This is a genomic window from Arthrobacter sp. FW305-BF8 (assembly GCF_021789315.1).
Taxonomy (GTDB): Bacteria; Actinomycetota; Actinomycetes; order Actinomycetales; family Micrococcaceae; genus Arthrobacter.
This window is the reverse complement of sequence record NZ_CP084561.1, coordinates 3303573-3319602: the sequence shown is the minus strand read 5'-3', so window position 1 is coordinate 3319602 and position 16030 is coordinate 3303573. Positions and strand designations below refer to the sequence as shown.

The following is a 16030-nucleotide window of genomic DNA, read 5'->3' as shown; positions in this document are numbered from 1 at the left end:
ACAAGACATGAGCTTTCCGCACCACCGCCCCCGGCGGCTCCGCACCACCCCCGCAATGCGCAGGCTCACGGCGGAGCACCGGCTTGCCCCGGCAGACCTGATCCTTCCAGCGTTCATCCGCGAGGGGCTCTCGGAGCCGAACCCGATCGCCTCCATGCCGGGCGTTGTGCAGCACACCACCGACACCCTCAAGCGTGCGGCAGCCGAGGCCGTGGAGCTGGGCGTCGGCGGCATCATGCTGTTCGGCATACCCGAGACCCGCGACGCCGAGGGCACGGCGTCGCTGGACCCGGACGGGGTCCTCAACAAGGCCATCCGTGACGTCCGGGCCGAGGTGGGGGACAGCCTCGTGGTCATGAGCGACGTCTGCCTGGACGAATTCACCGACCACGGCCACTGCGGCGTCCTCGACAGCGACGGCTACGTGGACAACGACGCCACGCTGGAGATCTACGCGAAGATGGCGGTGGCCCAGGCCGACGCCGGCGCCCACGTGCTTGGCCCGTCCGGAATGATGGACGGACAGATCGGCGTCATCCGCCAGGCACTGGAAGACGCCGGCCATGTGAACACCGCCGTAGTGGCCTACGCCGCGAAGTACGCGTCGGCGTTCTACGGCCCGTTCCGGGAAGCGGTGGACTCCCAGCTCAAGGGCGACCGCAGGACCTACCAGATGGACGCCGCCAACCGCCGCGAGGCCATCCAGGAGGTGGAACTGGATCTTGCCGAGGGGGCGGACATGGTGATGGTCAAGCCGGCCATGAGCTACCTTGACATCCTGGCCGACGTCGCCGCGATGAGCCCGGTGCCGGTCGCCGCCTACCAGATCTCGGGTGAGTACGCCATGATCGAGGCCGCCGCCGCCAACGGCTGGATCGACCGGCGTGCCGCCATCACCGAATCGGTCCTCGGCATCCGCCGTGCCGGGGCCAACATGGTCCTCACGTACTGGGCCAGCGAAATCGCCGGCTGGCTCAAGGAATCCTGATGCCGGAGCCGGGCACGGGCCAGACCACAACACCGGCCAAGGGACCCACCGCTCCGGTGGGTCCCGGGCAGATCCTGCTGGGCCTGAACACCTTCGGCGACGTCGGAGTGGACGGTGCCGGCGAGCCGAAGCCGCACGCCCAGGTGCTGCGGGAACTGCTGGACCAGGCGGTGCTGGCTGACGGCGTCGGACTTCACGCCTTCGGCGTGGGCGAGCACCACCGCCGGGACTTTGCCGTCTCAGCCCCGGAGGTGTTCCTGGCGGCCGCCGCGGCCAGAACCACCAACATCAGGCTCGGCTCGGCCGTGACCGTTTTGAGTTCGGATGACCCCATCCGCGTGTTCCAGCGCTTCTCGACGGTGGACGCCCTCTCCGGCGGCCGCGCCGAGGTGATGCTGGGCCGCGGCTCGTTCATCGAGTCCTTTCCGCTGTTCGGCCTGGACCTGGCGGACTACGAGGTGCTGTTCGAAGAGAAGCTTGAGCTCTTCGACAGGGTGCGGGCGCAGAAGCCGGTCCACTGGGAAGGGCGCACCCGGCCTTCCCTTGCCGGGCTGAGTGTCTATCCGCCGCTGGAGCACCACCTGCTGCCGGCCTGGATCGGAGTGGGTGGCACGCCGGAGTCCGTGCTGCGCTGCGCGGAGTACGGCTACCCGATCATCTTTGCCATCATCGGCGGCCAGCCGCGCGCCTTCGCGCCGCTGGTTGACCTGTATCGTGAGGCGATGGCCAAGTACGGCCGGCCCATGCAGCAGATCGCCACCCATTCGCCGGGCCATATCGCCCACACCGACGAGGCGGCCCGCGAGGAGCTCTTTCCGCACTGGCTTGCCCAGCGCAACAGGATCGGCGCCGAGCGGGGCTGGGGCCCGGGAAACCGGCGGGAATTCGACGCCATGTGCGGGCCCGAAGGCGCCCTGTACGTCGGGTCGCCTGAGACGGTGGCGCAGAAGATCGCGCTGCTCAAGCGGAACCTCGGAGTGGACCGCTTCGACCTGAAATACGGCAACGGCACGCTGCCGCACGAATCCATGATGCGCTGCATCGAACTCTTCGGCACCGTGGTGGCACCCCGGGTGGCCGAGCTCCTGTCCGGTGACACTCCCGCAGACTGAAAGAATGGGAACCATGACTTCCAGTACCCCTCGCAACGAGGAACTTTTCGACCGCGCCCGCCAGCTGATGCCCGGCGGCGTGAACTCCCCGGTCCGCGCCTTTGGTTCCGTCGGCGGCACCCCCCGCTTCATGGTGGCGGCCAAGGGCCCGTACCTGACCGACGCCGACGGCAAGGACTACGTGGACCTGGTCTGCTCCTGGGGGCCGGCCCTGCTGGGGCACGCCCACCCGGCCGTCCTCGACGCCGTGCACGCCGCCGTGGACCGCGGACTCTCCTTCGGTGCCTCGACCCCCGATGAGGCCAACCTGGCGGCCATCGTCAAGGAACGCGTCTCCGCCGTCGAACGGCTGCGCATGGTGTCCACCGGCACGGAAGCCACCATGACGGCCATCCGGCTCGCCAGGGGCTTCACCGGCCGCAACCTCGTGATCAAGTTTGCCGGCTGCTACCACGGGCACCTCGACGGGCTGCTCGCGTCCGCAGGCTCGGGTGTGGCCACTCTCGCCCTGCCCGGGTCCGCCGGCGTCACGGCCGCCACCGCCGCCGAGACCCTGGTGCTGCCCTACAACGACCTCGGCGCCGTCGAGGCCGCCTTCGCCGAGCACGGGCCCAACATTGCTGCCGTTATCACCGAGGCCGCGCCGGCCAACATGGGCGTGGTCACACCGGGCGAGGGCTTCAACGCCGGCCTCTCACGGATCACCGCCGCCCACGGCGCCCTGCTGATCGTCGACGAGGTCCTGACCGGCTTCCGCACCGGATACTCGGGCTACTGGGGCCTCACCGGCGGCGCCGCAGACGCCACCGAAAAGTGGACCCCCGACCTTCTGACGTTCGGCAAGGTGATCGGCGGGGGCATGCCGACGGCGGCCCTCGGCGGACGTGCCGACGTCATGGATTACCTCGCGCCGCTCGGACCCGTCTATCAGGCCGGCACGTTGTCGGGCAACCCGGTAGCCATGGCTGCCGGTGTCGCCACCCTGACGCACGCCACCCGTGAGGTGTACTCGTTTGTGGACGCGCGGTCGCTGGAACTGTCCGGCGCTTTGTCCTCCGCGCTCGCTGCGGCCGGCGTGGACCACTCCATCCAGCGCGCGGGCAACCTGTTCTCGGTGGCCTTTGGCACTTCGGAGCAGGGCGTCCACAACTACAGCGACGCTCTGAAGCAGGAGTCGTTCCGCTACGCGCCCTTCTTCCACTCCATGCTGGAGTCGGGCGTCTACCTGCCGCCGTCCGTGTTCGAGGCCTGGTTCCTGTCCGCGGCGCACGACGACGCCGCCATGAACCGGATCTTCGAGGCATTGCCCGCCGCCGCGGAGGCGGCGGCCGCAGCGAAGGCCTGAACCGCCGTCGGACTTTCCCCTAATCAAAAAAAACTCTGGCACCCGCCGCGGCGGGTGCCAGAGTTTTTTGGTTTTCAGTGTCCTGCTGGCCTAGAAGGCTACGGTCACGTCACCGTTGGGCCATTCCTTCTGGATGAAGGCCTTGACCTCGGCGGAGTGGAGGAGCTCGTCCAGCTTCTTGATGCGGGCGTCGTCCTTGGACTCCGAGCGCCATGCCAAGAAGTTGGCGTACGGGTTGTTCTCGGTGGATTCCACGGCCAGGGCATCGGTGGTGCTGAGCCCGGCCTTGAGGATGAAGTTGCCGTTGATCAGTGCCAGGTCCACGGAGGGATCCTTCAGGTCGTTGATCAGCAGTTCCGGCTGGTTCTCGGAGAACTTCAGCTTCTTCGGGTTCTGGGCATCGGTCAGGGCGATGACGGAGGTGTCATCCTTGATGTCCTTGACCAGGCCGGCCTTTTCCAGCACGCGGAGCGCCCGGACCTGGTTGGACGGATCGTTGGTGATGGCGATCTTGGCGCCGTCCTTGATCTCGCTGATGTTCTTGACCTTCTCGGAGAAGGCGGCGTACGGCTCGATGTGGACGCCGGCGCCGTGGCCGAAGTCGTAGCCCTTGGTCTTGACCTGGTCCTCGAACCACGGCAGGTGCTGGTAGTAGTTGGCATCCAGCGAGCCGTCGCTCAGCGCCGTGTTGGGCGTTTGGTAGTCCTCGATCTCCTTGATGTCCAGCTTGAGGCCGGCCTTCGGGGCGAGGTCCTGGTTCAGGAACTCAAGGATCTTCGCCTGCGGAACGGGGCTGGCGCCGACGGTGAGGGTGACGGGCTTGGCCGGGTCAAGAGCCTGGCTGGACTCGGCGCTGGGGGCGGAGGAACCGCCGCACCCGGTCAGTGCCAGGGCCGCGGCGATGCCGGTGGCGAGGAGGGTGAGTGATTTACGCATGGGATGCGTTCCTTTCGAAATAACCTGGATCCCGACGGCGGCGCCGGGGAGATCCGATTCAGGCGCAGCGAGCGGCTACTCGCTGCCGTGAAGACTTTTAGCGGTGGTCCAGGCTGCGGGAGATCCATTCGCCCGTGAGCTGGATGAGCTGGACGAGGACAATGATCAGCACGATGGTGACGATCATGACCGTGACGTCGAAGCGCTGGAAGCCGTAGTTGTAGGCGAGCTTGCCCAGTCCGCCGCCGCCGACGAGGCCGGCCATGGCGCTGTAGCCCACCAGGGTCACAACAGTGGTGGTCGCGGCTGCAACGAGCGCGGGCAGGGATTCGGGCAGCATCACCTTGCTGATGACCTGCATCCGGGTGGAGCCCATCACCTGGGCAGCGTCGATCTTGCCGTGGTGGACGTCGCGAAGACACGCCTCCACCAGGCGGGCGAAGAACGGAATGGTTCCGATGGACAGCGAAACGGAGGCAGCCACCGGCCCGAGGCTGGTCCCCACGAGGAGCCGGGCGAGCGGGATCAGTGCCACCATCAGGATCGCGAAGGGGATGGATCGGGTGATGTTCACGACGATGTCGCTGACGATCCGGTTGACCACCGGCATGGGCCGCAGCCCGCCGGGGACGGTGACGTGCAGGAAGACGCCGAGCGGCAGTCCGATCAGCACGGTGAAGAAGGCAGAGATTCCCACCATCTGGAGGGTCTCGCCGATGGCCTCCGGCAGCGCCTTGGCCAGGACAGGGTTGCTGAAGATCTCGTTCACTTGGAGTCTCCCGTCTCGGCGGCGAAGTCAGTGTCCGCCGGGGCGAATTCAGCCAGATCCGCCTCGTCGGCGGTGGAACCGGCCAGCTTGGCGCTGATGCCGCGGCTGCGGAGGTAGCCCAGGACGGCGTCGCGGTCGGCGTCGTCGCCCAGCTGGACCCGCAGGTGGCCGAACTGCTGGCCGCCGAGGGTTTCAACGCTGCCGGCAAGAACGTTCAGGTCAATGTCGAAATGCCGTGCCACTCCCGTGAGCACGGGCTCCTTGGCGCCGTCGCCGGAGAAGAGGATTTCCAGGACCGGCCCGGCCTGGAGCGCACCCTTGATGGGTTCCGAGGCCGGCAGGGGCAAAAGTGCCCGTGCCAGCTTGCTGTCCAGGTCCGAGGCGACCTCGGCGAGCGGACCTGACTCGATGACCCGGCCCTTGGACAGCAGGGACACGGACCCGCAGACGCGCTTCACCACATGCATCTCGTGGGTAATGATGAGCACCGTGAGCTGCAGGCGTCGGGTCAGGTCCTGGATCAGGTCCAGGATTTCATCGGTGGTGGCGGGATCCAGCGCGGACGTGGGCTCGTCGCACAGCAGGACGTCCGGGTCCGATGCCAGGGCGCGGGCGATGCCAACGCGCTGGCGCTGTCCGCCGGAAAGCTGGGAGGGGTAGGCATTCTCGAAGCCTTCGAGGCCCACAAGCTTCAGCAGCTCAGCGACCTTGGCCCGGATCTTGTCCTTCGGCGCCTTGACCAGTTCCATGGGATGGGCCACGTTTCCGGCGGCCGTGCGCGAATCCATGAGGTTCGCGTGCTGGAAGACCATACCGATGCGGCGGCGGGCGGCGCGGATTTCCGAGTCCCGGACAGAGCTCAGTTCGGTACCGTCAATGTTGACCGACCCCGACGTCGGGCGGTCCAGCAGTGTCAGGCAGCGCACCAGGGTGGACTTGCCCGCTCCGGAATGGCCGATGATGCCGTGGATGGAGCCTTTGGGGACAGAAAGCGATACCCCGTCGAGGGCCACCACTTCCTTTTTCCCCTGACGGTAGACCTTGCGCAGGTCAGTGACTGTGATCATTTATCCTCAGGAGGTAGGACTTGGGCAGGGCATAGCACAAGCACGGTTCTGAACTAAATTATGTCAGCGCAGGGAAACCCCAGCCACTTCCGAACATTGTTCGGCTATCAGGGTCTGCGCTGCACCGTTGACTGACGTTGTATCGCGGGGACCGCGTGATTGACGGCCCTCAATGCACTTCCCGAATCAGGATGACGGCGGAGTGGCCGCCCGGGCTTTAGCCGGGAGCTGTGATCTTCGTCCCAGTGGCTTCCGTTCTGTTCCTGCCATGTTCTCTGGCTTATTGCTGCCTCGATCTAGAAGCCGCCGCGGCTGGCGTCCTCCGGCGGCAGGACCGGCCAGTCGCCCTCGATGACTGCGGCCGGTTTGGTCTTGCGGAGGTACTGCTGGAAGTCGGCGGCCTGGCTCACGGCCCAGTCCACCTGAAGCTGGTGCAGCTGGCTGGCCGGCATGTTCAGCTTGGGGAACTTGCCGGCCATGGCATCGAGCATGCGCAGCGTCGCCAAGGCGTCCGCGGCCGATGTGTGGGCGTTCTCCAGGTCCACGCCATACTCCTCGCACAGGGCGGTCAGCGTCCGTTTGCCCTTCCGGTACCGGTCCACCTGCTTATTCATGATGTACGGGTCCAGAACGGGGAACCGGCTCAGTTGCGGTACGCCGTAGCGGGCCGACTCAGCGGCCAGGACGGTGAAGTCGTAGCTGGCGTTGAACGCGATCACCGGGACGCCGTCGTCGAAGAGCCCTTGAAGCACTGCAGCGACTTCCTTGGTGACCTCGGCCGCAGGCCGGCCATGGCTGCGTGCGTGTTCGGTGGTGATCCCGTGGATTTCGCTGGCCTCGGCCGGAATCTCGACGCCCGGATCAGCCAGCCACTCATGCTCGCGAATCACGTTCCCGGAACTGTCCACCACGGTGACAGAAGCCGTCACGATCCTGGCGGCACGGGAGTTGCGTCCCGTGGTTTCGAGGTCGAACGCGGCTCGGGGGAGAGTGTTCCAAGTGCTCATGGCTCCAAATTACCCGGAGGCACCGACAGTCAAGGTCCTTGCCCCGCGCGTGTCCGGCAGGGTGTGGGAAGACACGCTGAGGGAAGAGGCACACGGCGCCCGTCCTCGTGGCTGCTGGTGCGCGCCGGCCGATAGTCTGAGGGCATGCGGGCGGAGTACGTGGAAGCGGTTTTGGCGGTGGTTGACCTCATTCCGGCCGGATCGGCGGTGGCTTATGGCGACATCGCTGAGCTTCTCGGCGCCGGAGGGCCGCGGCAGGTGGGGTCGGTGCTGAGTCATCACGGCAGCGGCGTGCCATGGTGGCGGGTCCTGCGGGCCAGCGGGCTGGCCCCGGAGGGCCATGAGTCCGAGGCCCTCAGGTACTACCTGCAGGAGGGCACGCCCCTGCGCGGGGACCATCGCGAGTTTGCGAGGACGGGCGAAGGACGGTGGCGCGTGGATCTGACCGCCGCGCGGTGGTCGCCCTCGGACGCCGATTTTGACGCCCTGGATGGAATTGCAGAGCGGCTGGAAGCGTCGCTGCGAAAATTGTCAGTCCCGGGTGATGGAATGTCGGTGTGACCGCAACACTCGATCAGACCGCCGACGATCAAACCACCGACGATCAGGCTTCCGCACTCACTTCGGAGCGGGACCACGCGGACTCTTTCTCCGCCGCCCCGTTTCGCCCTGCGGGTCTTCGTTTGCTGCCCCCTCGCCAGGTGCACTCCCGGCTTCTGGTCCTCACAGCGGACCAGCGGGCCGCCGTCGAAGTGCCCCGGGGAGCTGGCCCCGTACTGGTCCCCGGGGCGCCCGGCACCGGCAAATCCACCGTGCTCATCGAAGCGGCAATCCGTAGGGTGGAGGCGGAAGGGGTGGACCCCGAGCGAATCCTTATTCTCGCCCCCGGACGGCTCGCGGCCGACACCCTGCGGGACCGGTTTACTGCCAGGCTGAACCGGAGCCTGAGCACCACCCCGGCCCGCACCTGGGCAGCGTATGCCTTTGACCTCATCCGCCGTGCCAAGGCGGAAGGGCTCCTTCCGCTGTCGAAGGCACCGCGGCTCTTGTCAGGCCCTGAGCAGGACCTCATTATCAAGGAGCTGCTCGAGGGCCACGCCCTGCCGGGCCTCGGCCTGCCCTGGCCCGATGACCTCACGGCCGCCCTGCCTACGCGCGGGTTCCGGCACGAGGTCCGCCAGCTCTTCGACCGGATCACAGAGTCGGGCCGCACCGCCGAGGACCTCGCTGGCCTGGGCCACGCCTGCGGACGGCCGGACTGGATCGCCGCTGCCGCGCTCTACGCCGAGTACCGCGATGTCCTCGACCTCCGCATGCCGGAGGCGTTCGATCCCGCGGGCATCATCACGGCAGCCCGCCAGCTCTTTCAGGATTTCCCGGACTTCCTGGCGGCTGAACGCGACCGTCTCCAGCTGATTCTTGTGGACGACATCCAGGAAGCCAATCCAGCCGTCTTCGAACTCCTGGCCGATGTGGCCGCCGGCAAGGATGTCTACGTGACGTCCGCACCGGACACGGTGGTACAGGGGTTCCGCGGAGCGCGGCCGGACCTCGTGGCTGAGCTCCCGGCCCTGCTCGGCGGCGAGGAACGGACAGCCCTTGAGAAGCCGCTGTCCCGTGCCCACCGCCATCAGCCGGCAGTAGCCCGGGCCTGGCTCGGTGTGGCGGACCGGATTTCTCTCCGCGCAGGCGGCCAGCTCGCACGCCGTCTGGACCCGGTTGGGTCCGACCCTGCTGATATTGCCGGGGAGCCCGCTGACGCCACCCCGCCGGCAGGCGGCACCGTGGAAGCGCACCTTCTGCCCTCCGCGGTGCACGAACTGCGCTACGTGGCCCAAAGGATTCTCGAGGCGCATCTCAGGGACGGGCGGTCGTTCGAGGACATTGCCGTCATTGTCCGGAACGGCGGCCAGCTCAGCCAGCTGCAGCGCTATCTCTCCGGCCAGGGGATTCCGGTGCGGATCCCGGTGGCTGAATCTGCTGTTCGCGATGAAGTGGCCGTCCGTCCGCTGCTCGACGCCTACGCGGTGGCTCTGGATCCGGAAGTCCTTACGCCGGAATCCGCGGTGTCGTTGCTGACCTCCCGGATCGGCGGGGCAACTTCCCTCGAGCTGCGCAGGCTCAGGCAGTCGCTCCGGCGGGAGGAACTGCTGGGCGGCGGCGGCCGCTCCAGCGATTCCCTGCTGGTGGAGGCGCTCCTTGAACCCGGCGCGCTAGGCTCACTCGGCATCGAGGGACGCTCGGCCCGCAGGATCGCACGGATGATCCAGGCCGGCCGGAAGGCCGTTGCTGCCCCCGGAGCGAATGCAGAGACAGTGCTGTGGGCCCTCTGGCACTCCACCGGCCTCGCGGCGGCATGGACGGCCGCCGCCCTTGCCGGCGGGCTGGTTGGAGCGCGCGCGGACCGGGACCTGGACGCCATGATGGCGCTGTTCCACACGGCCGAGCGCTACGTGGACCAGATGCCCGGATCCGGCCCCGAACAGTTCCTCGAATACCTGCTCAACCAGGAACTGCCCATGGACACCCTCGCGGCGCGTGCCCAGGTTGACGACGCCGTTGAGCTCATGACGCCTGCCAGCGCCGCAGGCCGGGAATGGCCGTTCGTCATCGTCGCCGGCCTGCAGGAGGGCGTCTGGCCCAATACCCGCCTCCGCGGCGAGCTCCTTGGCAGCACACTGTTCGCGGACGCCGTAGAACATGGCGTGGAGTATGCGCTCCAGCTCGGCCCGCTGAGCCGGCTGCGGGAGATCCGCTACGACGAACTCCGCAGCTTTTCCACGGCGGTGTCCCGGGCCAAGGACGTGCTGCTGTGCACCGCCGTGTCGTCGGAAGATGAGCAGCCGTCCTCCTTCCTGGACTACGTCGCGCCGCTGCTGCCGGACCAGGAGGGGCGCGGCTACACCCCGGTGGAACGGCCCCTGACGCTGCGAGCGCTCGTGGCCGAACTCCGCCAGTACGCCCAGCTGGACGGCAGGCTGGCCACAGAAGCGGACGAGGCCGTGCGCGTCCTGGCCCGGCTTGCCTCGGCGGAGCCGCAAGTTCCCGGAGCCCATCCGGATACCTGGTGGGGGCTGGCCCCACTGACGTCCGTGGACCGGGTTGTGCCTCCGGGCGGCACCGTCTACGTGTCGCCGTCCAAGGTGGAATCGGTGCAGAAATCGCCGCTGGACTGGTTCGTCCAGGCCGCCGGGGGCGAGGCAGCAACGGACTTCGCCCGCAGCCTCGGCACCCTGGTGCACGCCATCGCCCAGGACCTCCCCGACGCCAGCGGAGCTGAATACCTTGCCGAACTCGTCCAGCGCTGGCCCACCCTGGGCATGAAGGACAACTGGGAAGGCAAACTCGACTTCCGCAGGGCGGAAGCCATGGTCCGGAAACTCGCGCAGTACATCCTGGTCATGCGCAGCGAGGGCCGGCGCCTGGCCGGCGTCGAGCAGGACTTCGAGGTGAGTCTGCCCGAGCCCGGCGCTGTGCCACGCGGTGATGTTCCCACCGATGCAGGACCCCGGTCAGCCGTCCTGCGCGGACAGGTGGACCGGCTGGAGATCGATGGCGAAGGGCGGCTGGTGATTGTCGACCTCAAGACGGGCAAACGGCAGCCGGGCAAGGCCGAACTGGGCAGGCACCCGCAGCTGGGCGCCTACCAGGCGGCCGTTCTGGCCGGCGGTTTTGGTGCCGCCGCCGCATCCGGGGCCGATCCGCAGCCCGGCGGCGCCGTGCTGGCCCAGCTGGGCACAACCACCAAGAGCCCGGGTATCCAGCACCAGGATCCCCTGGATCCGGCGGACAACTGGGCGATGGAAATGGTGAACGACGCAGCCGCGGTGATGTCCGGCTACGAATTTGAAGCCCGGCACGATGCGGCCAAGGCCGGTTTCGGCGGCCCCGGCTGCCGGTTGCCGGAAGTATGTCCGCTGTGTGCGCGGGGAAAGCAGGTTACCGAATGAGCCGGACGGCGGAGCTGCCCGAGCCCAGATTCAGTCCCGAAGAGTTGACCGTCCTGCTGGGGGAGAAAAACCTGCCCACCGCGGAACAGTCGGCCATCATCTCCTCGCCGCTTGCGCCCCGGCTCGTCATCGCCGGCGCGGGCTCGGGCAAGACTGCCACCATGGCCGACCGCGTTGTCTGGCTGGTCGCGAACGGCTGGGTCAGGCCGGAGGAAGTCCTCGGTGTGACCTTCACGCGGAAAGCTGCCGGGGAGCTGGCGAGCCGCATCCGCGCCAAGCTCAGTGCCCTGCAGCGGACCCCCGGTGACCCCGGGGGCGCCGCTGCAGGGGCACTGCTCAGCGGCGATGCCCTGGAACCGAAGGTTTCCACCTACCACTCGTTTGCCAGCGGCATCGTCTCCGACTACGGCCTGCGCCTCGGAATCGAGCGGGATGTCGTGCTGCTCGGCGGCGCACAGGCCTGGCAGCTGGCCAGTGAGGTGGTTGAAGCGTTCGACGGCGAGTACTCGCACTTCAGGGTGGCCAAGTCCACCCTCGTCAAAGCCGTCATTCAGCTCGCGGGGGAGTGCGCGGAACACCTCCAGGAGCCGGACGGTGTCCAGGACTGGCTGATGCAGCGGCTCGCCGAGTTCGAGGCCCTGCCATATGCGGCAGGGGCAAAGAAGAACCCCAGCCAGGCCGCCGGCGAACTCGGAGCCATGCTCCGGACACGGGCAAGCGTGGCGGAGCTCGTGGGGCGGTACGCCGAAGCCAAAAGAGCGCGCGGAGCCCTTGACTTCGGCGACCTCGTGGCGCTCGCGGCACGCGTGGCCCGCGAGGTGCCCCTGGCCGCCGAGATGGAGCGCCAGCGCTACAAGGTGGTGCTCCTGGACGAATTCCAGGACACGTCGCACGCCCAGCTGGTGCTGTTCTCCAGGCTCTTCGGGGACGGCCACGCCGTCACGGCCGTGGGTGATCCGAACCAGTCCATCTACGGCTTCCGCGGGGCGTCTGCCGGGCAGCTGTTCCACTTCGTCAACGAGTTTCCGGTCTGCGACGACGGGCAGTCAGGGACGGCGTCCCGGCGTCCCGCCCCCGTTTCATACTTGACTACTGCCTGGCGGAACGGCCGCAACATCCTGGCCGCGGCCAACCTGATCTCGGCGCCGCTCAGCGCCGCCGCGGCCCAGGCCGGGCCCGCCGGGCAAAGGTCCTCCAGCGCGGCGGTGGAGGTGCCTGCGCTGCAGCCCAGCCCCGCGGCGGTGCAGGGCCGGGTGGTCATCGGCCGTTTTGCCACCGACGAAGACGAAGCAGCGGCGATCGCCAAGGACCTCCTCAGATTCAGGGCCACGGATTTCGACGGTTCCTCCTCGGAACCGCCCATCCAGCCGGCCATGGCCGTCCTGTGCCGCAGGCGCGCACAGATGGAATGCCTCCGCAAGGAGTTCGAGGCCACAGGCATCCCGTACGAAATCGTGGGACTCGGAGGCCTGCTGGACACTCCCGAAATTGTGGACCTGGTGTCCACGCTGAGGGTCCTGGCCGACCCAGGCCGGTCGGATTCCTTGATGCGGCTCCTGGCCGGAGCGCGGTGGCGGATCGGTCCGGCCGACCTCATGGCGTTCCGGGACTGGTCCGCATTCCTGGCCCGGCGCCGCGGCATGATTGAAAACGGCCGCGGCATGATTGATTCTGGCCGCGGCCTGGCCGGAAGCGATCCGTCCGGTGACGAGGATCCGGAGGCCGCCGACGTCGTTATCGAGGGCGACATCACCGATGCCGCAAGCCTCGTCGAAGCCTTGGACTGGCTGCCCAAGGAAGGGTGGACGTCCGCGCACGGCCGCAGCCTGACCCCTCTTGCACTGGAGCGGCTGCAGCGCCTGGGCACGGAGCTGCGGCAGCTCCGGGCCTTGATGGGGGAAGACCTGACAACCCTGCTGGGCGAGGTCGAACGGGCCATGCTGCTGGACATCGAGGTCGCCGCGAGGCCCGGCTTCAGCATCCACCAGGCGCGGCGGAACCTGGATGCGTTCCAGGACGCGGCCGCCGGGTTCCTGCAGACATCCCACCGGGTGGACGTCCTGGCCTTCCTTTCGTGGCTGGAAGCGGCGGCATCGGAGGAGGGCGGCCTGGACGTGCCGCCCGCGGACGTCAACCACGAGGCCGTGCAGCTTCTGACCGTGCACGCCTCGAAGGGTCTCGAATGGGACGTCGTGTTCGTGCCCGGCCTGAACTCGGGCGCGTTCCCCAGCAGCCGTGACTCGAGGTGGAGCAGTGGCTCCGCGGCCCTGCCCTGGCCTCTGCGCGGGGACCGTGCCGACCTTCCGCAGTGGGATCTCGACCAGCCGGACCAGAAAGGGTGGCTGGACGCCGAGAAGATGTTCAAGGCCGACGTCCAGGCCCACGGGGAGGCTGAGGAACGGAGGCTGGCCTACGTTGCCTACACCCGGGCCAAGCACGTGCTCTGGGTATCCAGTGGGGCCTGGGTGGGTGGACGTGGCGGGATAGCGGAGATGTCGCCGTTCCTCGCCGAGCTGGCGCCCCTGGCAGAACAAGAAACTGCGGAAATCCACCCTGGCTCTGTCGACGAGGAATCCCTGCCACAGGAAAGTCCCCTGACCCGGGAGCTGGAGGTGGCGGCCTGGCCGTATGATCCGCTGGAAGGACCTGTGGACCCCCGCAGCGGGAACCGGTTGCGGCTTGTGCCGGGACGGCGGGAAGCGATGGACCGAGCCGCGGAGCGGCTGCTCGCCGAGATCGCCGCGGTGGAAGCCGGTACGCCGGGGCTCCCCGCGGGCCAGGGGCTCCGCCCCCAGGCGGCAGGCTGGGAACGCGAAGCCGCCCTCCTTCTGGAACGCCGTGCCAGGCGGGCCAGGAGCCGCGACGTACACCTGCCGGGGCACATTTCAGCGTCCACCCTGGTGGACCTGGGGGAGGACGCCGAGGCCGTGGTGCAGCGGCTCAGGAGGCCTGTCCCTCGAGAACCGGGCATGTCCGCCCGGAAGGGCACTGCCTTCCATGCCTGGGTGGAAGAGTACTTTGGAACAGCGGGCATGCTGGATCTCGGTGAAGCGCCCGGCTCTGACAACCACATTGACGAGGCCTACGGCCTGGACGACATGGTGGCTACCTTCAGGAACTCCCGGTGGGCGCACAGATCGCCCGCGTATGTGGAGGTCCCCGTGGAGACCCGGATCGGCGACGTCGTTGTCCGCGGCCGAATCGACGCAGTGTTCCGGGACGCCGACGGCGGCTGGGACCTCGTGGACTGGAAGACCGGCCGCCGGCCGTCGGCAGGGCAACTGAAGACCAAGAGCATCCAGTTGGCTGTTTATCGGCTGGCCTGGGCCAGGCTCAAGGGCGTGCCGCTGGAAGAGGTCCGGGCTGCCTTCTTCTACGTGGCGGACAACCATGTGGTGCGCCCGCACGACCTCGCGTCAGGCACCGAGCTGGAAGGGATCGTGGCCGCCGCCCTGGAAGGCTAGGTCGTCTTCGCGTCGACCACCGTGAGGGCAACGGTGGAGGTGTCGGCGCCAGAGGGCTTCGGAGCCTGGGCCTCGTCGTGCGGCCCGTCTTCCGCACCGGTCGATTGGGCACTGTCAGATGCGCCGGCATCCTCCGCCGCGTCATCCAATGCCGCATCATCCTCCCGTGCGTTATCCGAGGCGTCCTGCCCTGACGGCTGGTCGGTGGTGCCCCCGGCGTTCCCCCCGTCGGCCGGGATGGGTGTCACCTCGACCGGGACCGGTGTCACGTCGACGGGGATGGGCGTGACCTGGACGGGGATGGGAGTGACGTGGACCGCGGGCATAGCCTCCGAGATGTCGGTGGCCGCCGGGGCATCCACCAGACCGGGAGCGGCCGGTGCCTGGCCGCTTGGCGGGGAGTCGGGCTTCGCCGGGGGCAGCGGTTCCACGCTGATGGGCTGGCCGCCGTATTCGGCGATGTCGTCTGCCAGTGTGGAAAGCATGCCTTCGGCCTCGGCGATCATGTCGGCGTCGGCCGCCGCGATGCCCTTGACGAGGTACTGGGCCAGCGCAAACTCGGCCGAGAGCGCGGCGCGGCGCAGCAGGTGGTTGTCCGGCGCATCGCGGCGCTTCGCGGTGTAGTGCTTGACCACGGCGTCGACGAATTCGTGCTCATTGGATGCTACGAGCCACGCGAGGTCGTCCGCGGGATCGCCGATGCGCAGGTCGGTCCAGCCGGTGACTGCGGTGACGCGGTGATCCTCGACCAGCAGGTTGTCCTCGTGCAGGTCGCCGTGCACCACGCAGGGGTTGAAACGCCACAGCGAGACGTCTTCCATGGCGTGCTCCCAGCGGCGGAGCAGGAGGGCTGGAATCTTGCCCGTGGTCGCGGCCATGTCGAGTTCGTTGAGCCTGCGCTGCCGGAACTCGTTCGGGGTGTAACTGGGAAGGTCGGCGTTGCTCACCAGCGCGCGGGGCAGGTCATGTATGGCCGCCAGTGCGGTGCCGATCTCCTTCGCCAGCTCCTGCGGGCCCGCCGTCAGCTCTTCGACGGTGCGAGTGGTGCCTTGGAGGTGGGAGTACACGAAGGTGGTCAGGTCCTGCTGCCGGACGGTGCCGGCCACGGTCGGCATGAGAAACGGCAGTTCGGCCCGGATGGCGGGCGCGAAAGCACGCAGTACCAGGAACTCCGTCTCCAGCCTGGTGCTTGCTTCCGCGTGCCGGGGTGAGCGGACGCGCCAGCGCTTGCCTTCGGCATCAAGAAGGAGGGCCGAATCAAAGTCTGCCGGGTCATCCGGGGCAGAGCTCACTGCAGTCGGGCTCAGTCCGGGGACTGCCGCGGTGGCCACAGCTGCCAGTTCGATTGGTTCTCTTCTCACGGTTCCACGGTAGATTGAGCGGCGTCCAAGA

General features: G+C 68.0%; 11 protein-coding genes. 6 read left to right on the top strand and 5 right to left on the bottom strand.

Annotation, left to right across the window (positions count from 1 at the left end):
* Positions 1-7 precede the first annotated feature (7 nt).
* From hemB to hemL, 3 genes are read left to right on the top strand one after another with little or no spacing between them, the layout of a single operon-like run.
* The gene (gene hemB / locus LFT45_RS14875; protein WP_236804222.1) at positions 8-988 is read left to right on the top strand and encodes a porphobilinogen synthase; all 981 of its coding nucleotides are present in this window, start codon (positions 8-10) and stop codon (positions 986-988) included.
* A complete protein-coding gene (locus LFT45_RS14870) occupies positions 988-2100 on the top strand; it encodes an LLM class flavin-dependent oxidoreductase (protein WP_236804220.1) in 1113 nt (370 codons plus the stop codon). Before hemB ends, LFT45_RS14870 begins: the two co-directional genes overlap by 1 nt.
* Positions 2101-2113: 13 nt before the next feature.
* The gene (gene hemL, locus LFT45_RS14865) at positions 2114-3445 is read left to right on the top strand and encodes a glutamate-1-semialdehyde 2,1-aminomutase (RefSeq protein WP_236804218.1); all 1332 of its coding nucleotides are present in this window, start codon (positions 2114-2116) and stop codon (positions 3443-3445) included.
* 90 nt (positions 3446-3535) lie between these two features.
* Here the strand turns inward: hemL and LFT45_RS14860 are convergent, their stop codons facing one another.
* From LFT45_RS14860 to LFT45_RS14845, 4 genes are all read right to left on the bottom strand, one after another.
* Positions 3536-4381, bottom strand: a complete 846-nt coding sequence (locus tag LFT45_RS14860) for a MetQ/NlpA family ABC transporter substrate-binding protein (RefSeq protein ID WP_236804216.1) — start codon at positions 4379-4381, stop codon at positions 3536-3538.
* 97 nt (positions 4382-4478) lie between these two features.
* Entirely contained in the window at positions 4479-5150 is a 672-nt protein-coding gene (locus LFT45_RS14855) for a methionine ABC transporter permease (protein ID WP_236804214.1), read from the bottom strand.
* The gene (locus LFT45_RS14850; RefSeq protein WP_236804212.1) at positions 5147-6217 is read right to left on the bottom strand and encodes a methionine ABC transporter ATP-binding protein; all 1071 of its coding nucleotides are present in this window, start codon (positions 6215-6217) and stop codon (positions 5147-5149) included. Before LFT45_RS14850 ends, LFT45_RS14855 begins: the two co-directional genes overlap by 4 nt.
* Positions 6218-6513: 296 nt before the next feature.
* Complete coding sequence (locus tag LFT45_RS14845; RefSeq protein ID WP_236804211.1) at positions 6514-7224, bottom strand: 3'-5' exonuclease; 711 nt, start codon at positions 7222-7224, stop codon at positions 6514-6516.
* 144 nt (positions 7225-7368) lie between these two features.
* On the opposite strand from LFT45_RS14845, the gene LFT45_RS14840 reads away from it, so the two are divergent.
* From LFT45_RS14840 to LFT45_RS14830, 3 genes are all read left to right on the top strand, one after another.
* Positions 7369-7785 (top strand): MGMT family protein, encoded by a 417-nt coding sequence (locus LFT45_RS14840; RefSeq protein WP_236804209.1) that lies wholly within the window; start codon positions 7369-7371, stop codon positions 7783-7785.
* 140 nt (positions 7786-7925) lie between these two features.
* The gene (locus tag LFT45_RS14835; RefSeq protein ID WP_236809366.1) at positions 7926-11174 is read left to right on the top strand and encodes an ATP-dependent helicase; all 3249 of its coding nucleotides are present in this window, start codon (positions 7926-7928) and stop codon (positions 11172-11174) included.
* Positions 11171-14638: an ATP-dependent helicase gene (locus LFT45_RS14830; RefSeq protein ID WP_236804207.1), complete on the top strand. Its 3468-nt coding sequence runs from the start codon at positions 11171-11173 to the stop codon at positions 14636-14638. The genes LFT45_RS14835 and LFT45_RS14830 overlap by 4 nt, the downstream gene beginning before the upstream one ends.
* Here LFT45_RS14830 and LFT45_RS14825 read toward each other — a convergent pair.
* Positions 14635-15999 carry a macrolide 2'-phosphotransferase gene (locus tag LFT45_RS14825; RefSeq protein WP_236804205.1) on the bottom strand — a complete coding sequence of 455 codons (1365 nt, stop codon included), beginning with the start codon at positions 15997-15999 and terminating at the stop codon, positions 14635-14637. The genes LFT45_RS14830 and LFT45_RS14825 overlap by 4 nt on opposite strands.
* Positions 16000-16030 lie beyond the last annotated feature (31 nt).